Annotated in this window: 13 protein-coding genes; 6 read left to right on the top strand and 7 right to left on the bottom strand. The window is 47.5% G+C overall.

Going from position 1 to position 15,739, the window contains the following annotated elements; all coding sequences use genetic code 11:
• Positions 1–4: 4 nt before the first annotated feature.
• The 4 genes from H5985_RS00575 to hydE all read left to right on the top strand — a co-directional run bounded on the left by H5985_RS00575 (position 5) and on the right by hydE (position 3,472).
• On the top strand, positions 5–349 hold the full coding sequence (locus H5985_RS00575; protein WP_205049369.1) for an iron hydrogenase small subunit: 345 nt from the start codon (positions 5–7) through the stop codon (positions 347–349).
• Positions 349–1,014: a cytochrome b/b6 domain-containing protein gene (locus tag H5985_RS00570; RefSeq protein WP_205049368.1), complete on the top strand. Its 666-nt coding sequence runs from the start codon at positions 349–351 to the stop codon at positions 1,012–1,014. Before H5985_RS00575 ends, H5985_RS00570 begins: the two co-directional genes overlap by 1 nt.
• Positions 1,015–1,105: 91 nt before the next feature.
• Positions 1,106–2,350, top strand: a complete 1,245-nt coding sequence (gene hydF, locus H5985_RS00565) for a [FeFe] hydrogenase H-cluster maturation GTPase HydF (RefSeq protein ID WP_239481482.1) — start codon at positions 1,106–1,108, stop codon at positions 2,348–2,350.
• 9 nt (positions 2,351–2,359) lie between these two features.
• Entirely contained in the window at positions 2,360–3,472 is a 1,113-nt protein-coding gene (gene hydE, locus H5985_RS00560) for a [FeFe] hydrogenase H-cluster radical SAM maturase HydE (RefSeq protein ID WP_205049367.1), read from the top strand.
• A gap of 44 nt (positions 3,473–3,516) precedes the next feature.
• On the opposite strand, the gene H5985_RS00555 is transcribed toward hydE, so the two are convergent.
• Entirely contained in the window at positions 3,517–5,121 is a 1,605-nt protein-coding gene (locus H5985_RS00555) for a peptide chain release factor 3 (protein ID WP_205049366.1), read from the bottom strand.
• Positions 5,122–5,248: 127 nt separating this feature from the next.
• On the opposite strand from H5985_RS00555, the gene H5985_RS00550 reads away from it, so the two are divergent.
• A complete protein-coding gene (locus tag H5985_RS00550; RefSeq protein ID WP_205049518.1) occupies positions 5,249–6,559 on the top strand; it encodes a solute carrier family 23 protein in 1,311 nt (436 codons plus the stop codon).
• Between the two features lie 93 nt (positions 6,560–6,652).
• On the opposite strand, the gene H5985_RS00545 is transcribed toward H5985_RS00550, so the two are convergent.
• The 6 genes from H5985_RS00545 to H5985_RS00520 form a co-directional block, all read right to left on the bottom strand.
• Complete coding sequence (locus H5985_RS00545; protein WP_205049365.1) at positions 6,653–7,936, bottom strand: M20/M25/M40 family metallo-hydrolase; 1,284 nt, start codon at positions 7,934–7,936, stop codon at positions 6,653–6,655.
• A gap of 107 nt (positions 7,937–8,043) precedes the next feature.
• Positions 8,044–10,320, bottom strand: a complete 2,277-nt coding sequence (locus H5985_RS00540) for a Tex family protein (protein ID WP_420892568.1) — start codon at positions 10,318–10,320, stop codon at positions 8,044–8,046.
• 32 nt (positions 10,321–10,352) lie between these two features.
• Positions 10,353–10,838 carry an AtaL-like protein gene (locus H5985_RS00535; protein ID WP_205049363.1) on the bottom strand — a complete coding sequence of 162 codons (486 nt, stop codon included), beginning with the start codon at positions 10,836–10,838 and terminating at the stop codon, positions 10,353–10,355.
• Complete coding sequence (locus H5985_RS00530) at positions 10,831–11,904, bottom strand: amino acid ABC transporter permease (RefSeq protein ID WP_205049362.1); 1,074 nt, start codon at positions 11,902–11,904, stop codon at positions 10,831–10,833. The genes H5985_RS00535 and H5985_RS00530 overlap by 8 nt, the downstream gene beginning before the upstream one ends.
• A gap of 9 nt (positions 11,905–11,913) precedes the next feature.
• The gene (locus tag H5985_RS00525) at positions 11,914–13,098 is read right to left on the bottom strand and encodes an amino acid ABC transporter permease (protein WP_205049361.1); all 1,185 of its coding nucleotides are present in this window, start codon (positions 13,096–13,098) and stop codon (positions 11,914–11,916) included.
• Between the two features lie 54 nt (positions 13,099–13,152).
• Positions 13,153–14,178, bottom strand: a complete 1,026-nt coding sequence (locus tag H5985_RS00520) for an amino acid ABC transporter substrate-binding protein (RefSeq protein ID WP_205049360.1) — start codon at positions 14,176–14,178, stop codon at positions 13,153–13,155.
• A 218-nt stretch (positions 14,179–14,396) separates the two neighbouring features.
• Here H5985_RS00520 and paeA point away from each other — a divergent pair, with 218 nt between their 5' ends.
• The gene (paeA, locus tag H5985_RS00515) at positions 14,397–15,722 is read left to right on the top strand and encodes a polyamine export protein PaeA (RefSeq protein WP_205049359.1); all 1,326 of its coding nucleotides are present in this window, start codon (positions 14,397–14,399) and stop codon (positions 15,720–15,722) included.
• Positions 15,723–15,739 lie beyond the last annotated feature (17 nt).

Below are 15,739 nucleotides of genomic sequence, written 5' to 3'. Positions count from 1 at the left end.
ATAAATGCGCAAGTATGAATATACCGAACGACAAACCGTTGCCATGCTTGGTCGCCGCGGCTTTTTGAAGGTTGTCGGTGTTACGGCTTTGGCCATCGGTGTCACGGGCTATGCCGTTGTTGACCTCATCCAACGTCGTTCTGACGTGATTAAGGCACGTCAAGCCGGTTTGTACCGTGATGACAAGATTTGCCAAGAAAATGGCCTGACTTGCTCTCACCAGAACAAGTCTGTGCTTCGCTTCTATGCCGATATGCATACGCAACCGGCTACCGGCGAATTGGCTCACCACCTTTTACATACCCACTACTATCCGCGCACGCAATTAGCGGCTTTGGGAGGTAAATAATGGCTGAACGTATTTTACGATTCCACCCCGCCGACAAAGTCTTTCACGGCGTCAATGCGGTAACGTGGTTTGCATTGCTTTTCACCGGCGCGGCTGTCTACTTTGGCAACCTCTCCGATGAAACGGCTAACAACTTAATGATCTGGCACATCTGGATCGCCGTGGTTTATACCTTTAACCTCATCGGCTATCTGGTGTTTGCGCCGCATCGCTTTGCTGCGACGCTCAATGCCTTGTTGACCTGGGATATGGACACGATCAAGTGGTTCCGCAACTTCGGCGGTTACCCGCGTCGTTTCTTCAAGATCCCGTTCGGTCCTGAAGAAGTTCCGCCGCAAGGTCGTTACAACGGCGGCCAAAAGATGAGCTACCTCATTTTCTTCTTCATGATGTACGGCCTCGCTGTCACCGGTTGGATGCTCTTTTACTTCGCTCCTGCGATTCCGAAGGGTGCTTTCTGGTGGATGTACATGTTCCATGTTTGGGGCTCTATCATCTGCTCGTTGATGGTTGTTTGCGCTCACATCCCGTTGGCCTTGCTCTCTTGGGAACACTTCAAGGGCATATGGGGTCCGGGCGAAGGCACGATCTCTTACGAAGCTGCCGAACACCACTCTCCGAAGTGGCTTGAAAAAGACGTTATTCGTACGAACCTCGAAAAGTAATTTGTACGAAAGTATCAAGTTGATACTCGTCTGATAAAAGGGGATTCGCTATTATTAGCGGGTCCCTTTTTTATTTGAATGGAAACTTATTATGGCCACTAGCCGCATGGAAACTCCGAAAGGATTACGCCTTCACTTCGGCCTTTTCGGTAAGCGCAATGCCGGTAAATCCTCACTGATCAATGCACTTGCCAATCAAAACATCTCCATCGTCAGCAGTGTTGCGGGTACGACCACCGACCCGGTTGAAAAAGCCTTCGAACTCTCCCCTATCGGCCCAGTTGTTTTTATGGACACGGCAGGGATTGATGATGTGGGTGACTTAGGTCAGGCACGAGTACAAAAAAGTTTATCCGTATTGGAATGGATGGATATCGCCATTGTGGTGTGCGAGTCAGGCTTTTGGGGCGAGCACGAAGAAAATATTCTGAAAAAGACCAAACTTAACGGTACTCCGACCATCATCGTTTTCAATAAGATCGATTTGAGAAAACCTGAGGCTCAACAGATTTCTTCACTGCGGCAGCGCGGCTATCGAGTCATTGAAGTGAGCGCCGTCAACCGAGAAGGAATCGGGCTGTTGCGTGATGCTCTCATTGAAACAGTGCTTGAAAAGACAGAACCGGATCGTCCGCTGATGGGCGACTTAGCTAAAGCCGGCGATACCGTTATTCTTGTCACGCCAATTGATACCGGAGCTCCAAAGGGACGTCTCATTCTCCCGCAGGTGCAGGCGATTCGCGAACTCCTGGATGCCGGGGCCAAGTGCTTGGTGATCAAAGAAGACCGCATTACGGAAACTCTCAATGAACTGCGTCAACCTCCGCAGCTTGTCGTAACTGACAGCCAAGTGGTTTTACGAGTTGTTAAAGAAGTGCCCGAACCCATCCCGATTACGACATTTTCTATTCAGATGGCTTATTCCAAAAGCGATCTTCTGGAAATGGCCATCGGTGCAGCGGCTCTGACAAAGTTAAAACCCGGGGATAAAGTTTTGATTGCTGAAACTTGCTCTCATCATCCGCTAAAAGATGATATCGGTCGCGTAAAAATTCCTAATTGGCTTAAAAAGACAGTAGGCGATCTTGATATTGAAATTGCTGTCGGAAAGGATTTTCCATTGGATTTAACACCCTACAAGGTTGTTATTCAATGCGGCGGCTGCATCGTTACCCGACGCCATATGCTTGCTCGCTTACGTCAGGCAAAAGCCCAAGGTGTACCGATGACCAATTATGGCGTAACGATTTCCTATCTGCAGGGAGTTTTGCCTCGAGTGCTGGCCTGTCATCCGGATGCGAAGGCCGCTTTTGATAAAGCTTTGGAAACGCTCTAAGGAATTTTCATGAAAACCATTGCCGAGATCGTCAAACAAACTGAATTCAGCAACGAAGATATCATCCGCTTGCTCTCAGTCACAGATCCCGAAGAAGCAGCTATCCTTCAGAAGGCTGCTTATGATCGTGCAACTCAAACCGTTGGAAATAATGTCTACTACAGAGGGTTAATCGAATTTTCGAATATTTGTACGTTGGATTGCCGTTATTGCGGCATTCGTAAATCCAACCATAATGTTCCCCGATACGAATTGGATAAAAATACCATTGTAGAAGCGGCAATTTGGGCCGCCCAGAACCACTACGGTTCGATTTGCCTGCAATCGGGAGAGCGACGGGACCCCAAATTTATCAATTTTGTCACCGATGTATTGCGCACCATTCACGAAAAAACCGTCAGCCCCGAGCTTCCCCATGGACTCGGTATAACGCTGTCCTTGGGCGAGCAGACATTAGAGGTCTATCAACAATGGGCTCAAGCCAGCGGCAACCCGATCGGTTTACGTTATCTCTTGCGTTTTGAAACCTCCAATCCCAAACTGTTTGATCACCTGCACAACGCCCCTGGACGAGAAAAAGGTTTGGAGCGTCGCTATCAGGCATTAGCCGATTTACGCCAAGCCGGCTACCAAGTTGGGTCCGGTGTAATGATCGGCATTCCCGGTCAAACGCTCGAAGATCTGTGTCAGGATATTCGTACATTCCAAAAATTGGACCTGGATATGATCGGCATGGGCCCCTACATCACCAGTGACGGTGCAGACATGTTGGGGGAAGGCATGATGGAAGAAAAAGCACTCATGCGCCTGTCTCTTAACATGATTGCAACAACCCGTTTGGTTATTCCGGATATCAATATTGCGGCCGCAACTGCCTTACATGCACTTGAAGAAAATGGTCGTGAAAAGGGGATTTTGCACGGCTGCAATGTCATCATGCCGAATATCACGCCAAGGCTTGTCCGCAAAAACTATCAGCTTTATGCCAACAAACCTTTCATAGAGCAAGAACCCAGCGACACCAACCACTACCTGCAGCACAGTATTCAGTCAACAGGTCGAGAGGTTGCTTTGAATGTTTTAGGAAGCTCTAAGCACTGGAAAAACCGCACCGGACATTAATTCTTAGTTTATCGGCCGCTAATAGCGGCCGATATCGATTTTTTTTAAGAGAAATGTTGATTTTTCTCGCGTGTTGTATGGAACTGCACCTGAGGCCAGTGTTTTTGCGTGGTCTGCAGGTTATAAATTGAGGTGGCAAGATAAACTAAATTGCCATCGGCATCGCGGGCTAAACGAGAAGCCTGTTCGTCCATAAACTGCTTTTGCGTCAGCTCATCCGGGAAAGATAACCAACGCGCTGTCGAGACATCCGTATTTTCATACAATGCATCCACCTTATATTCGGTTGCCAGACGTTGAGCCACAATTTCAAATTGCAGGAATCCCACAGCACCGAGGAAAAGGTGCCCCAAATCGTTTTCAAAAACCTGAATAGCCCCTTCTTCACCCAACTCTTTGAGCCCCTTGTGAAGCTGCTTGGCCTTGAAAGGATCCTTCGGGCGGGCGGAACGGAAAAGTTCGGGGGCAAAATAAGGAATCCCCGTAAAGCCCAGTTTTTCACCTTCTGTCAAGGTATCGCCAATATGAAGCTGCCCATGGTTATAAATACCGATAATGTCACCGGCAACAGCATCCATCATCGTGACACGATCGTTAGCCATAAAGGTAAGCGCATTAGGAATCTTCATTTCACGATCCTCACGCAAATGTCTTACCTTCATACCGGGTGTATAGCGACCTGAGCAGACTCTAAAAAATGCAATCCTATCGCGATGCTTCGGATCCATGTTGGCCTGAATCTTAAACACGAAGCCCGTAAACGGCTTTTCCGTCGGCTCTACCATACGCGCGCCGGCATCACGGGGCTGAGGTTCAGGAGCCCATTGCACCAATGCTTCCAACACATCCTTAACGCCGAAGTTATTGACACCGGAACCGAAGAACACAGGACTTTGTTCTCCGGCTAAGAATTTCTTGATATCAAAAGGATTGCTGACACCCTTAATCAATTCAATACTTTCGCGTACGTAGCCCATTTCCATCGGGAACAGTTCATCCAATCTCGGATTATCCAACCCTTCGATGAGTTCCTGATTAGAGGACAATCGATCTTCACCCGGAGCAAATCGCACTAAGTGATCTTTAGTCAATGAAAAGACGCCTCGGAAAGTTTTTCCCATTCCAATGGGCCAAGTAATGGGGACACATTCCAATTTGAGAATGTCTTCAATTTCACTTAACAGATCAATCGGGTCACGAACCTCGCGGTCCATCTTGTTGATGAAAGTAATAATAGGCGTATTGCGCAGTCTGCAAACTTCCAAGAGTTTTATCGTCTGGGCTTCTACACCTTTGGCTGCGTCAATAACCATCACAGCAGCATCTACAGCCGTCAATACGCGATAGGTATCTTCTGAGAAGTCCTCGTGCCCCGGCGTATCCAATAAGTTGATCACGTGACCGTCGTATTCAAACTGCATCACGGAACTGGTCACAGAAATACCACGTTGCTGCTCCACTTCCATCCAGTCACTGGTCGCATGTCGTGCTGCCTTTCTTCCCTTGACAGCTCCGGCCATCTGAATGGCTCCACCGAAAAGAAGCAACTTTTCTGTCAATGTTGTTTTACCCGCATCAGGGTGAGCGATGATGGCAAAAGTTCTGCGCTTTTTCACATCCTTTGCCAATAACGTATCCAAAGTGGCCATTTTTCAAATTTCTTTCGACAATTCAAAGCGTAAAGTCAACAATTAAGGCGCTTATTGTACCCTATTTCATCAAAATCCCCTGCTTAAAATGCGGGCGGGTTAAAATGCTCAGGATACATTTCGGAGAATAAAAATGAGTTACTTTCCCCAGTGGAAACTAAAAAAGGACGGAATCATTGCGCCGGATGAACGGTTACCGACCGGACAGACTCTGGCCTTAGGCGTTCAGCACGTTGTTGCCATGTTCGGCTCTACCATCCTGGCACCGTTATTAATGGGCTTTGATCCCAATGTCGCCATTTTGATGAGTGGTATCGGCACCCTGATCTTCTTTTTGATTGTGGGTGGTCACGTTCCCAGCTATTTGGGTTCGAGCTTTGCCTTTATCGGTGTAGTCATCGCTGCGACCGGTTATACAGCCGGTTCCGGCCTTAACGCCAATATCGGCGTCGCTTTAGGCGGGATTATTGTCTGCGGCCTGATTTATGCACTTGTCGGTCTTATTGTCATGTCAACGGGCGTCAGATGGATTGAAAAATTAATGCCTCCCGTTGTTACCGGTGCAGTTGTGGCGGTGATCGGTTTGAACCTCGCTCCCACTGCCTGCAAAAGTGTCGGCACAGGAACCTTCAATGCCTGCATAGCGATCATCACAATGGTATGCGTCGGAGCTGTCGCAGTTTACACAAGAGGCTTGATCCAGAAACTTCTTATTCTGGTCGGTATTGCACTGAGCTACGTTATCTACTTTGTCTTAGCTAATGTGCTGCACATGGGCCCGGCCATTGACTTCTCCATTATTGCCAACGCAGCCTGGTTCGGACTTCCTAAGTTCTCAAGCCCGACCTTTGACTTCAATGCTATTTTATTGATCACACCGGTTGTCATTATTTTGATCGGTGAAAACTTGGGTCACGTCAAAGCGGTAACCGCCATGACCGGCAGAAACCTCGATCCCTACATGGGCCGAGCCTTCTTAGGTGACGGTTTGGCAACGATGTTTGCCGCCAGTTTCGGTGGTACGGGTGTGACGACATACGGTGAAAATATCGGTGTGATGGCTGCTACGCGCGTCTATTCCACTCTCATTTTTGTGGTTGCAGCCTGCTTTGCCATTGTATTGGGATTCTCTCCCAAGTTCGGCGCCATCATTCAAACAATTCCTCAACCACTTTTAGGTGGCGTTTCCATCGTTGTGTTTGGCTTAATTGCAGTGGCCGGTGCAAGAATTTGGGTCGTTAACCAAGTCGATTTCGGCAATAACCGTAATCTGATCGTGGCCGCGGTCACTTTGATTCTCGGTGCAGGCGACTTCACAATCAATATTGCCGGCTTCACATTAGGCGGAATCGGCACAGCTACGTTCGGAGCGATTTTACTTAATGCCTTAATGAATCAAGGTAGCAGTCGTGACGGAGAACCACTCATTGAACGTTAAAGAACATTAAAAATCCCGACTGATCTGACAAGAGTTTCAGTCGGGACTTCTCAAGAGCGCAGAACCGTAAGGGACTGCGCTTTTTTCGTGATATTAGGCACGCTTTTCAAGCACAGGTTCGGTGACGCCATCAACGCCAACCAACACCAAGCTCGTCAACATAGCCAATTGCGGGCCTTGGTATGCATCAACCGGTTCGTACCATTCTTTGACGTTATGGTTGAAACCTTCTTTTCCGCCGCCGCCCAAAGTCGTTGCGGGCACACCCTTGTTGACAGCCACGTTGTGGTCGGTCGAAGCAAAGGAGTAAGAATAAAGAGGAATACCCAAAGCAGCCATAGCGCCACGAGCAGCCTGCAAGACACTTACTTCATCTTTTTGGCCGCCACCGGGACGATGACCGATCGGTTCAAGCGTCAACTTCACGCCGTCTTCATCCTTGTAGCCCCAGCGAGCATTTTCATCCTTAGCGGCTTGTTCAAAGATCGGCAGAATACGTGCTTCCAATTCGTCGAGCTCATTGGCGCCGGCACTGCGCATATCCAATTCCATTTCCACGTGCGCAGCGATGGAGTTAACGGTCGTACCGCCCTTAATCGTACCGCAAGTGAAAGTGGTCTTCGGATCGCTGACAGTTTGCAAATCGGCAATCTTGGCAATTGCACGGCCGATGGCATGGATGGCGCTCGGCGTACCGAAAGCATTCCAAGAATGTCCGCCGGGACCGTCAAAGTGCACACGATAGCGCTTGGATCCCGTAGCACCGCACAGAACACGATTGACATTCACACCGTCAACAGAAATGAAGCCGTCGATATGAATACCGCTCTTATTGAAGAGGTACTTGGAACCGCGCAAGTCGCCGTTACCTTCTTCACCAACACTGCCAACGAAGAGAATGTCGCCCACCGTTTCGATCTTGAACTCTTGCAATGTACGCAGAACTTGCAAAATCGCAGCCAAACCACGAGCATCATCACTAATGCCGGGAGCCAAGTAACGATTACCTTCACGACGTACCTTCACATCGGTACCGGCCGGGAAAACCGTATCCAAGTGAGCAGCCAAAACAAGCGTCGGACCATTACCCTTACCGGCGCGGCGAGCCGTCACATTGCCTTCTTCATCAATTGAAGCCTTCAGACCGAGTTCTTCCAAGCGACGGACAAAGTCCTTGGCACGAACTTCTTCGTGGAACGGAGGAGCTTCCACTTCGGTAATGGCGATTTGGTCGGCAAGCGTTTTTTCATCATCACGCTTGACGGCTTCTATCGCAGCCTTGATGGTTTCGCAAGCCGTCAACTTATCAACGGCAGCTTGGACATGTGCCAACACCGGCGGCATTTCCAGAGGCTTTGCATCTTTAGGATTGTCCATTTTTGACTCCTCAATTTTATTTACGATAATTGAAAACTCTTGTTTTCATACCCAGAAAATTGTAGCAGTTCCCAATAAGTAAAATAGCCTATTTTTTTAAATCGGAATCAACGTTTAAGCTTGGCAAATGCATTTGCCATGGCTCCCATCGGCTGACTCTTAGCCTTTTGAGGTTTGCCGAGCTTGGAGTGGGCATTTCGACTCGTTTCTTTCTTCATAGACAAAGAAATCCGATTCCGAGCCACATCCACATCAATTACTCGAACCTTCACAATCTGGCCAACCTTTACCACCTCACGCGGATCTTTTACAAAATGATCTGCTAGTTCAGAAACATGAACCAATCCGTCCTGATGCACACCGATATCGACAAAGGCTCCGAAAGCGGCCACATTGGATACAACGCCTTCAAGTTCCATGTCTGTTTTCAAATCGGCTATGGTCTCAACACCTTCACGAAATATCGCTGTTTTAAATTCCGGTCTCGGATCCCTTCCGGGTTTTTCCAATTCAGACAAAATATCTTTGACGGTAGGAATACCGAAACGTTCATCTGTAAATTCCGAAGCCTTTAACGAGCGCAATATTTGCTGATTTCCGATCAACGTACGAATATCACATCCGGTTTTATCCAAAATTTTCTTCACAACGGGATAAGCTTCCGGGTGAACTGCCGATGCATCCAAAGGATTATCCCCATTATTAATTCGCAAGAAACCCGCGGCCTGCTCAAATGTTTTTTCACCCAAGCGGGGAACATTTAAGAGTTCCCGACGATTTTTAAAAGCTCCGTGTCCATCTCGGTAAGTCACGATCGACTGAGCAACCGATTTCGTCAGACCGGATACGCGGGCTAAAAGCGGAACACTTGCCGTATTTAAATCCACGCCGACCGCGTTGACGCAATCCTCTACCACGGCATCGAGTTTTTGAGCTAAATGGATTTGATTGACATCGTGTTGGTATTGGCCGACTCCGATTGCCTTGGGATCAATTTTGACCAATTCAGCTAAAGGATCCTGAAGTCTTCTAGCGATGGAAACCGCCCCTCGGTAGCTGACATCCATATCGGGAAATTCTTTCGCTGCCAGTTCGCTTGCCGAATAAACGCTTGCTCCGGCCTCACTTACGACTATTTTCGTCAATCCTAATGACGGGTAGCGGGCAATCAAATCTGCTGCCAAGCGATCCGTTTCACGACTTGCCGTACCGTTACCGATACTGATCAGTTTAGAACCGTGACGCTTTGCGAGTGCCGCCAAAATTTCAATGGACTGATCCCATTGGCGTTTCGGTTCATGAGGATAGATCACTCCGGTTTCCAAAACACTGCCCGTTGCAGAAATCACGGCGACCTTCACACCCGTTCTCAGGCCGGGATCCAAACCGATCACACCTTTCTGACCGGCCGGAGCTGCCAAAAGCAAATCTTTCAGATTGATACCGAAAACGCGAATCGCTTCTTCCTCTGCCCGCTCCCGAATGGCTTCAAAAAGCTCTGTTTCAAGGTTCAAACACACCTTGACCCGCCAAGTCCAGCGACAAACACTCTGTAGCCATTGATCGGCTGCACGCCCTAAATCTTTGATTGCGAAATGTTCTGCAATAATCTCCTGACAAGGGTGTATCGGCTGCGCTTCTTCTTCCTCTGTTAGCGCAATTTTTAGAGTCAGAATTCCTTCTTGTCGACCGCGGAAAAGGGCTAAGGCACGGTGCGAAGGAATGGCTGTCAATTCTTCATCAAAATCAAAATAATCTTTGAATTTTGCGCCTTCCGTCTCCTTACCTTCAACGAGTTCGGACACAATAAAAGCTCGTTTGGTTAAAAATGCTCGCAAAGTGGCCAATAATTCGGCATCTTCGCTGAAGCGTTCAGCCAAAATATCCCGAGCACCATTTAAAGTATCTTTGACTGTTGAAAAGCCCTTTTCGGGATTGAGAAAAGCTTCGGCTTCTGTCTCGGGCACTAACGTCGGATTTTCAAATAATCGATCCGCCAAAGCTTCCAGCCCGGCTTCCTTAGCAATTTGAGCACGGGTTCTGCGCTTGGGTTTAAACGGTAAATACAGATCCTCAATTCTTTGCTTAGTGTCGGCGCTCAATAAAGCCTGTCGCAATTCATCAGTGAGTTTCCCTTGAGCTTCAATGGAGTCCATCACCACCGCTCGCCTTTCTTCCATATCGCGAAGATAAATTAAACGCTCCTGCAGAAGTCGCAACTGTGAGTCATCCAAACCTCCGGTCACTTCCTTGCGGTATCGCGCAATGAAAGGAACCGTCGCTCCTTGATCGAGTAGATTGACTGCCGCCTGCACTTGATCGGTACCGGCATGTATATCATTTGACAGGGTCAAAATCACCCGATTATTGGCTTCTTGAGTCAATGTCATTATCTGGTCTTTCAAAAAAGGATTAATTAAGACAATTCGGACAAAGAATTCGCTTGCTGTCTGATACGTTCAACCAAATCTCTGTCTTTTTGTTCGTAAGCTTTTCTTCTGAGAGATAAAAAGATATCTTCTGCGGGTTGATCCTTTCTGTCCTCTTCGTAAATAAACCGCAGTGAAATATTTTGTTCATTGTCGGAAGGCTCTATTCTGACGGTTAAACGACTCGCAGGATAGTCATCCGTCCGATCAACATCGGTCACCATTGTCAAAGCGTCGACAAAGGTCACCTTATCTGTCACGTTCATCGTGCCGAAATGCAGTACTCTGTGCAAAGTATGCACTCCGTCATCAAACACCTCACGGACTTCTGAGCTCTCTAAAGGATCAAAATACTCATGGGGGTGCTTCGCATAATGTTCCAAATGACGCAACAGTTTCGAAGCAGTCAACAGACTGCTCAGACTGTCTTTTTGATTGGTCACTTCAACACAATGCTCATGTATCTTAATCATGTTTAGCACCTTCTTTAATGCGCCGTTCAAGCCAAATACTGTACCTGGACATAATCAGGCTTGAAAAGAAATAAATTGCCGCAACAAACAAATAACCCTCTACAAAGAATTGACGCCACTGAGGATCACCGAGAGCTAGGCGTAACGCTCCGGTCAGATCGTACATCGATACCACCGTCACTAATGACGTATCCATGAACGTTGACAAAAGACTGTTAACCAAAGCCGGAATAACAGCAACCAGAGCTTGGGGCAAAATGATATAAAGATAAACCTGCCACGGCCTAAAGCCTAAGGAAGCCGCTGCATTGAATTGACCCTTACTAATGGTCTGCAAGCCGCCTCGAACCGTTTCTGCCATGTAAGCCGCTTGAAATAAAACAATGCCTAAAGCGATTCGCCAAAAACCGTCAATGCCCCAACCGGCCGGAAGTAAAAGCGGGAATATATAGGTTGCCACAAACAATACTGTAATCAGCGGTACCCCTCGTACCAACTCGATATAGCTTGTCGATAAAACCCGAACGACCGGCAACGACGATCTTCTGGCAATAGCAAGCAAAATACCAATCGGAGCTGAAAAAGTCATTCCGATCAGTGTCAGGATAACCGTCAAAGGTAACCCGCCCCAGGCATCCGAGTCCACGGGTTGTAAACCGAAAACTCCTCCCAACATAAAAACAAAAAAGAGTATGAAGGCCAGTACCCAACCGACTGATAATAATTTAAAGCCCTTTTTCGTCCACAAGTATGGAAGAGCTGTCGCGATCAACATGAAAACTATAAGAGCCGTTGCAATGGCTGCGCGCCACTGCTGTTCATAGGGGTATCGACCAAAAAGAATCAGTCTCCATTTTTCCGAAACAAACCCCCAGCATGCCCCGTCAGAAGCTCTACAAAGAGCAAGATCGGGCTCAGTGACAGCATTAACTACTCCCCAATCAACAAATCGCACGGCAAACCATAGTAATATGCCGGCAATTAAAAGAGTCAAAAGAGACCGTAACGGGGAGCCGAAATAGTCTTTCCACAGTGTTCGATTTAGGGAAGCATTCAGCGTGTTCATTTTGCCTCCCTAACGTGGAGCCGCAATCACTTTCGCATTGACGCGATTCATGATCACAGCGATAACAAGGTTAAGCAATAGGTAAACCATCATGATGATCACAATGGCTTCAAGAGCCTGTCCCATAATCACAATGGACGTATTTCCCACACTGACAATATCCGGATAACCGATAATCACCGCCAAAGAAGAATTTTTCGTCAAATTCATATATTGGCTGGCCATCGGAGGCACGACCAAGCGCAAGGATTGAGGCAGGATCACATAGCTGATCGTCTGCAAGCGCGTTAAACCTAATGCCGCTGCAGCGTTCCACTGATTCGCAGGAACAGCCAAAACACCGGCTCTGACAATTTCAGCAATGGAGGCGGAAGTAAACGTTGTGAGCCCCACCCATAATGCAATAAATTCAGGAGTAGCACTCGCCCCGCCTGTAACCAAAAATCCTTCCTGATGCGGTTGACTCCAACCGAAAATTATTCCGCAGACAACCCAAAGCATCACAGCCATAATGGCAGCAACAATAAAAGCATTGCAAGCAGCCATCATACCGGTCAAACGCCTGAGCAAATAACGTCTGAGCAACACAAAAACTGTCAGTCCCAAGCCTAAAGCGAGGAGATTGGCGAGCCACAAATTTTGCGGAACACTAAATTGCAATCCGGCCTTCGAAAGCATGGCCCAGGAGCCGAAATGTATCGGGTCAAAACTATCGGGTAGGAATTCTGTAATAACCAGATAAATGGCAAACAGCTGAATTAAGAGCGGGATGTTTCGATAAACTTCCACATGAGCCATTCCCAGAAAACGCACCAAAGGATGTCTGGAAAGACGCATCAACCCGACAATTACTCCCAAAACCGTGGCTGTTATGATGGCCAAAACCGATACCCGTATTGTGTTGAGCATACCGGCCAGAAACATCCGTCCGAAACTGTCATTGGAAGAAATCGGGATAAGCGACTCACCGATTTCAAAACTGGCCCGATCACTTAAAAAAGCAAAGCCGGATCGAATATCGCGGGCCTGCAGATTATCGAAAATATTTTGGGCAAAAAGGTAAACAACACCCACGACAAGCGAAAAGACAATAATTTGCCATAACCACTCTTTGCGGCGACGATACGCCTCCCGACGCTGCCAGGCAGTGTCACCGGAAGACTTTAAATGATTGCCTTTTTCTTTTTGTTCCATCTCACATCAAAATGGCGGTTATTACAAACCGCCATTTTTCTCTTTACTTAATTATCAGCGGATCGGCGGAGCGTACAACAAACCGCCTTGAGTCCAAAGATTGTTATTTCCTCTGGGCAAACCTAACTTGGAATTCGGTCCCAAATTCGCCTCAAAGCTTTCACCATAGTTACCGACTTGCTTGATGATACGGTAACTCCAATCCTTATCCAACCCTAGCATTTTACCCATATCTTCGGAGGCACCGACCAATCGTTGAACATCCGGACGCATATCCGTTGCTTTCTTCTCATCTACATTGGCCTTAGTCAATCCCAACTCTTCGGCATTGATCATGGCAAAAATCGTCCAACGAACAATCGAATACCACTCATCATCACCACGGCGAACAGCAGGTGCCAACGGTTCCTTAGAAATCACATCGGGCAAAATATCGTAATCGGCCGGATTGGCTGAATTCGTTCTGGCTCCGGCTAAGTCACTCATATCCGTCGTATAGGCTTGGCAGCGACCGGAAAAGAAAGCCGACTGAGTAGCTTCCGTCGTATCGAAAACAACAGTCTTGAATTTCATGTTGTTGATCGTGAAGAAATCCGCCAAACTCTTTTCACTGGACGTGCCGGATTGAACGCAAATCGTAGCGCCGTTGAGTTGCTTGGCACTTTTCACATTCAAACGCTTCGGAACCATAAAACCCTGACCGTCATAGTAGGTCACGGCAGTAAAAAGAGCGCCGGTCGTCGTATCACGATTCATCGTCCACGAAGTGTTACGCGCCAATATGTCGATTTCTCCGGCCTGCAGGGCTGTAAAGCGTTGCGGCGAACTCAACGGGACATACTTCACCTTCGAGGCATCACCCAAGGTCGCTGCGGCGACTGCTCGACATACATCCACATCCAATCCACTCCAATTACCCTTACTGTCAACAGAAGCAAATCCGGGGGCGGCCGTGTTAACTCCACAAATCAATTGTCCTCTTGCCTTAACGGTTTCGAGCGTGCTCGAAGCTGCAAAAGATTGAGCTGCAACACCCAAACCCATGCAAGCCACGGATAAGGCTATAAACGTCTTATTCATAATTTTTCCTCTTTTTACAGGCGCGCCCTCCCCCATCGCAAGGAAAGGCTCCGACCAAACCATATCTGCAAACCAAGACCGTCATCGTCTCAGCACTGCTCATATTGTTACTTAATTTGAAAAAAACAACAATATGAAAGAGTAACTAGTTTTATTCATTTTGGGGAAAAGTCTTTATTTTTGCTATACTTACGATCCGTTCACTAATCTGGTTTTCTATGTCTTTTACTGTATTACTCCTTTGTTTAATCGCTCTGATTTTCACCAGCAGCTTTTTTTCCATTTCTGAAATTTCCTTGGCGGCGGCCAAAAAAATTCGCTTACACTCCCTCGCAGATGAAGGCCATAAAAAAGCATCCCGCGTTTTAGCACTACAAGAACACCCGGGGCATTTTTTTACGGTTATTCAAATCTGTGTCAATGCTTTGTCCCTGGCCGGCGGTATTTTAGGTGAGCGTTTATTTACACCGAATTTCACCTCCCTGGTCTCGTTTTTTATTCATGATGTCGCTCTCGCCCACAACGTCGGCTTCTGGCTCGGCTTCATCACCTCCACAACTTTATTCATCTTGTTTGCCGATCTGATCCCTAAGCGTCTGGCTTTGGTTGCTCCTGAGTCCATTGCGATGGCGATTATCGGGCCGATGAGTTTTCTCATTAAGGTGTTACGGCCTTTCGTTTGGTTTTTCAACGGCCTGGCTAACGTCATTATTCGCCGATTCGGTTTGCCGGAACGCACCAAAGACAAGATTACTTCTGAAGATATTATTGCAACGGTCGATGCCGGTACGGCTGCCGGCGTAATTGCCAGTGAGGAAAAAAACGCCATCGAAAACATTTTCGAATTGGAAAGCCGTACGGTTCCGAGCTCGATGACACCTCGGGAAAGTATTGTTTACTTCCTGCTCGATGACACCGAAGAAGAAATCTGTCGCAAAGTGATTAACTCTCCGCACAACCAATACATAGTCTGCAATGATACTTTAGACAATGTTGTGGGGGTTATTGATTCCAAAGCCTTGTTGGGCCGAATCATGAGTGAACACCCGCTCTCGCTTAAAGACGACGGACTCGTGCACCCTGTCCAACTGGTACCCGACTCTCTGACTCTGTCAGAAATTCTTGATACCTTCAAACGCACCAATAGCGATATTGCCGTCATTATTAACGAATATGCATTAGTCGTTGGCATCATCACTCTCAACGATGTCATGAGTACCGTGATGGGCGATTTGGTCACAACAGAAGAAGAATCTCAGATTTTAGAGCGCGAAGACGGATCCTGGCTGGTAGACGGCTCTACTCCGGTAGATGACTTAGAGCGACTTTTAAATGTTGACAGCCTGCCGGAGGATTCCACATACGAAACCGTTGCCGGCTTTATGATGTATATGTTGCGCAAGATTCCTAAACGGACCGATAAAGTTGTTTATGGCGGCTACCGTTTTGAAGTCATTGATACGGATAACAATAAAGTTGATCAGGTTCTTGTTTCTGTCATCAAGCCCGAGTCAGGAAAAGCTCCTGTGACCGAATCCAAATAATCCAGACTGAGACTGCC

It is taken from the genome of Parasutterella secunda (assembly GCF_016901835.1).
Taxonomy (GTDB): domain Bacteria; phylum Pseudomonadota; class Gammaproteobacteria; order Burkholderiales; family Burkholderiaceae_F; genus Aphodousia; species Aphodousia faecavium.
The sequence above is the reverse complement of the archived record's forward strand: the minus strand, read 5'-3'. Positions and strand labels throughout refer to the sequence as shown.

Coding starts and splice junctions, on each gene's coding strand:
- H5985_RS00545 (WP_205049365.1), bottom strand. CDS start 7,936: ATGGACAATCCTAAAGATGCAAAGCCTCTGGAAATGCCGCCGGTGTTG.
- H5985_RS00520 (WP_205049360.1), bottom strand. CDS start 14,178: ATGAATAAGACGTTTATAGCCTTATCCGTGGCTTGCATGGGTTTGGGT.
- H5985_RS00575 (WP_205049369.1), top strand. CDS start 5: ATGCGCAAGTATGAATATACCGAACGACAAACCGTTGCCATGCTTGGT.
- H5985_RS00555 (WP_205049366.1), bottom strand. CDS start 5,121: ATGGCCACTTTGGATACGTTATTGGCAAAGGATGTGAAAAAGCGCAGA.
- hydF (WP_239481482.1), top strand. CDS start 1,106: ATGGCCACTAGCCGCATGGAAACTCCGAAAGGATTACGCCTTCACTTC.
- paeA (WP_205049359.1), top strand. CDS start 14,397: ATGTCTTTTACTGTATTACTCCTTTGTTTAATCGCTCTGATTTTCACC.
- H5985_RS00570 (WP_205049368.1), top strand. CDS start 349: ATGGCTGAACGTATTTTACGATTCCACCCCGCCGACAAAGTCTTTCAC.
- H5985_RS00525 (WP_205049361.1), bottom strand. CDS start 13,098: ATGGAACAAAAAGAAAAAGGCAATCATTTAAAGTCTTCCGGTGACACT.
- H5985_RS00530 (WP_205049362.1), bottom strand. CDS start 11,904: ATGAACACGCTGAATGCTTCCCTAAATCGAACACTGTGGAAAGACTAT.
- hydE (WP_205049367.1), top strand. CDS start 2,360: ATGAAAACCATTGCCGAGATCGTCAAACAAACTGAATTCAGCAACGAA.
- H5985_RS00535 (WP_205049363.1), bottom strand. CDS start 10,838: ATGATTAAGATACATGAGCATTGTGTTGAAGTGACCAATCAAAAAGAC.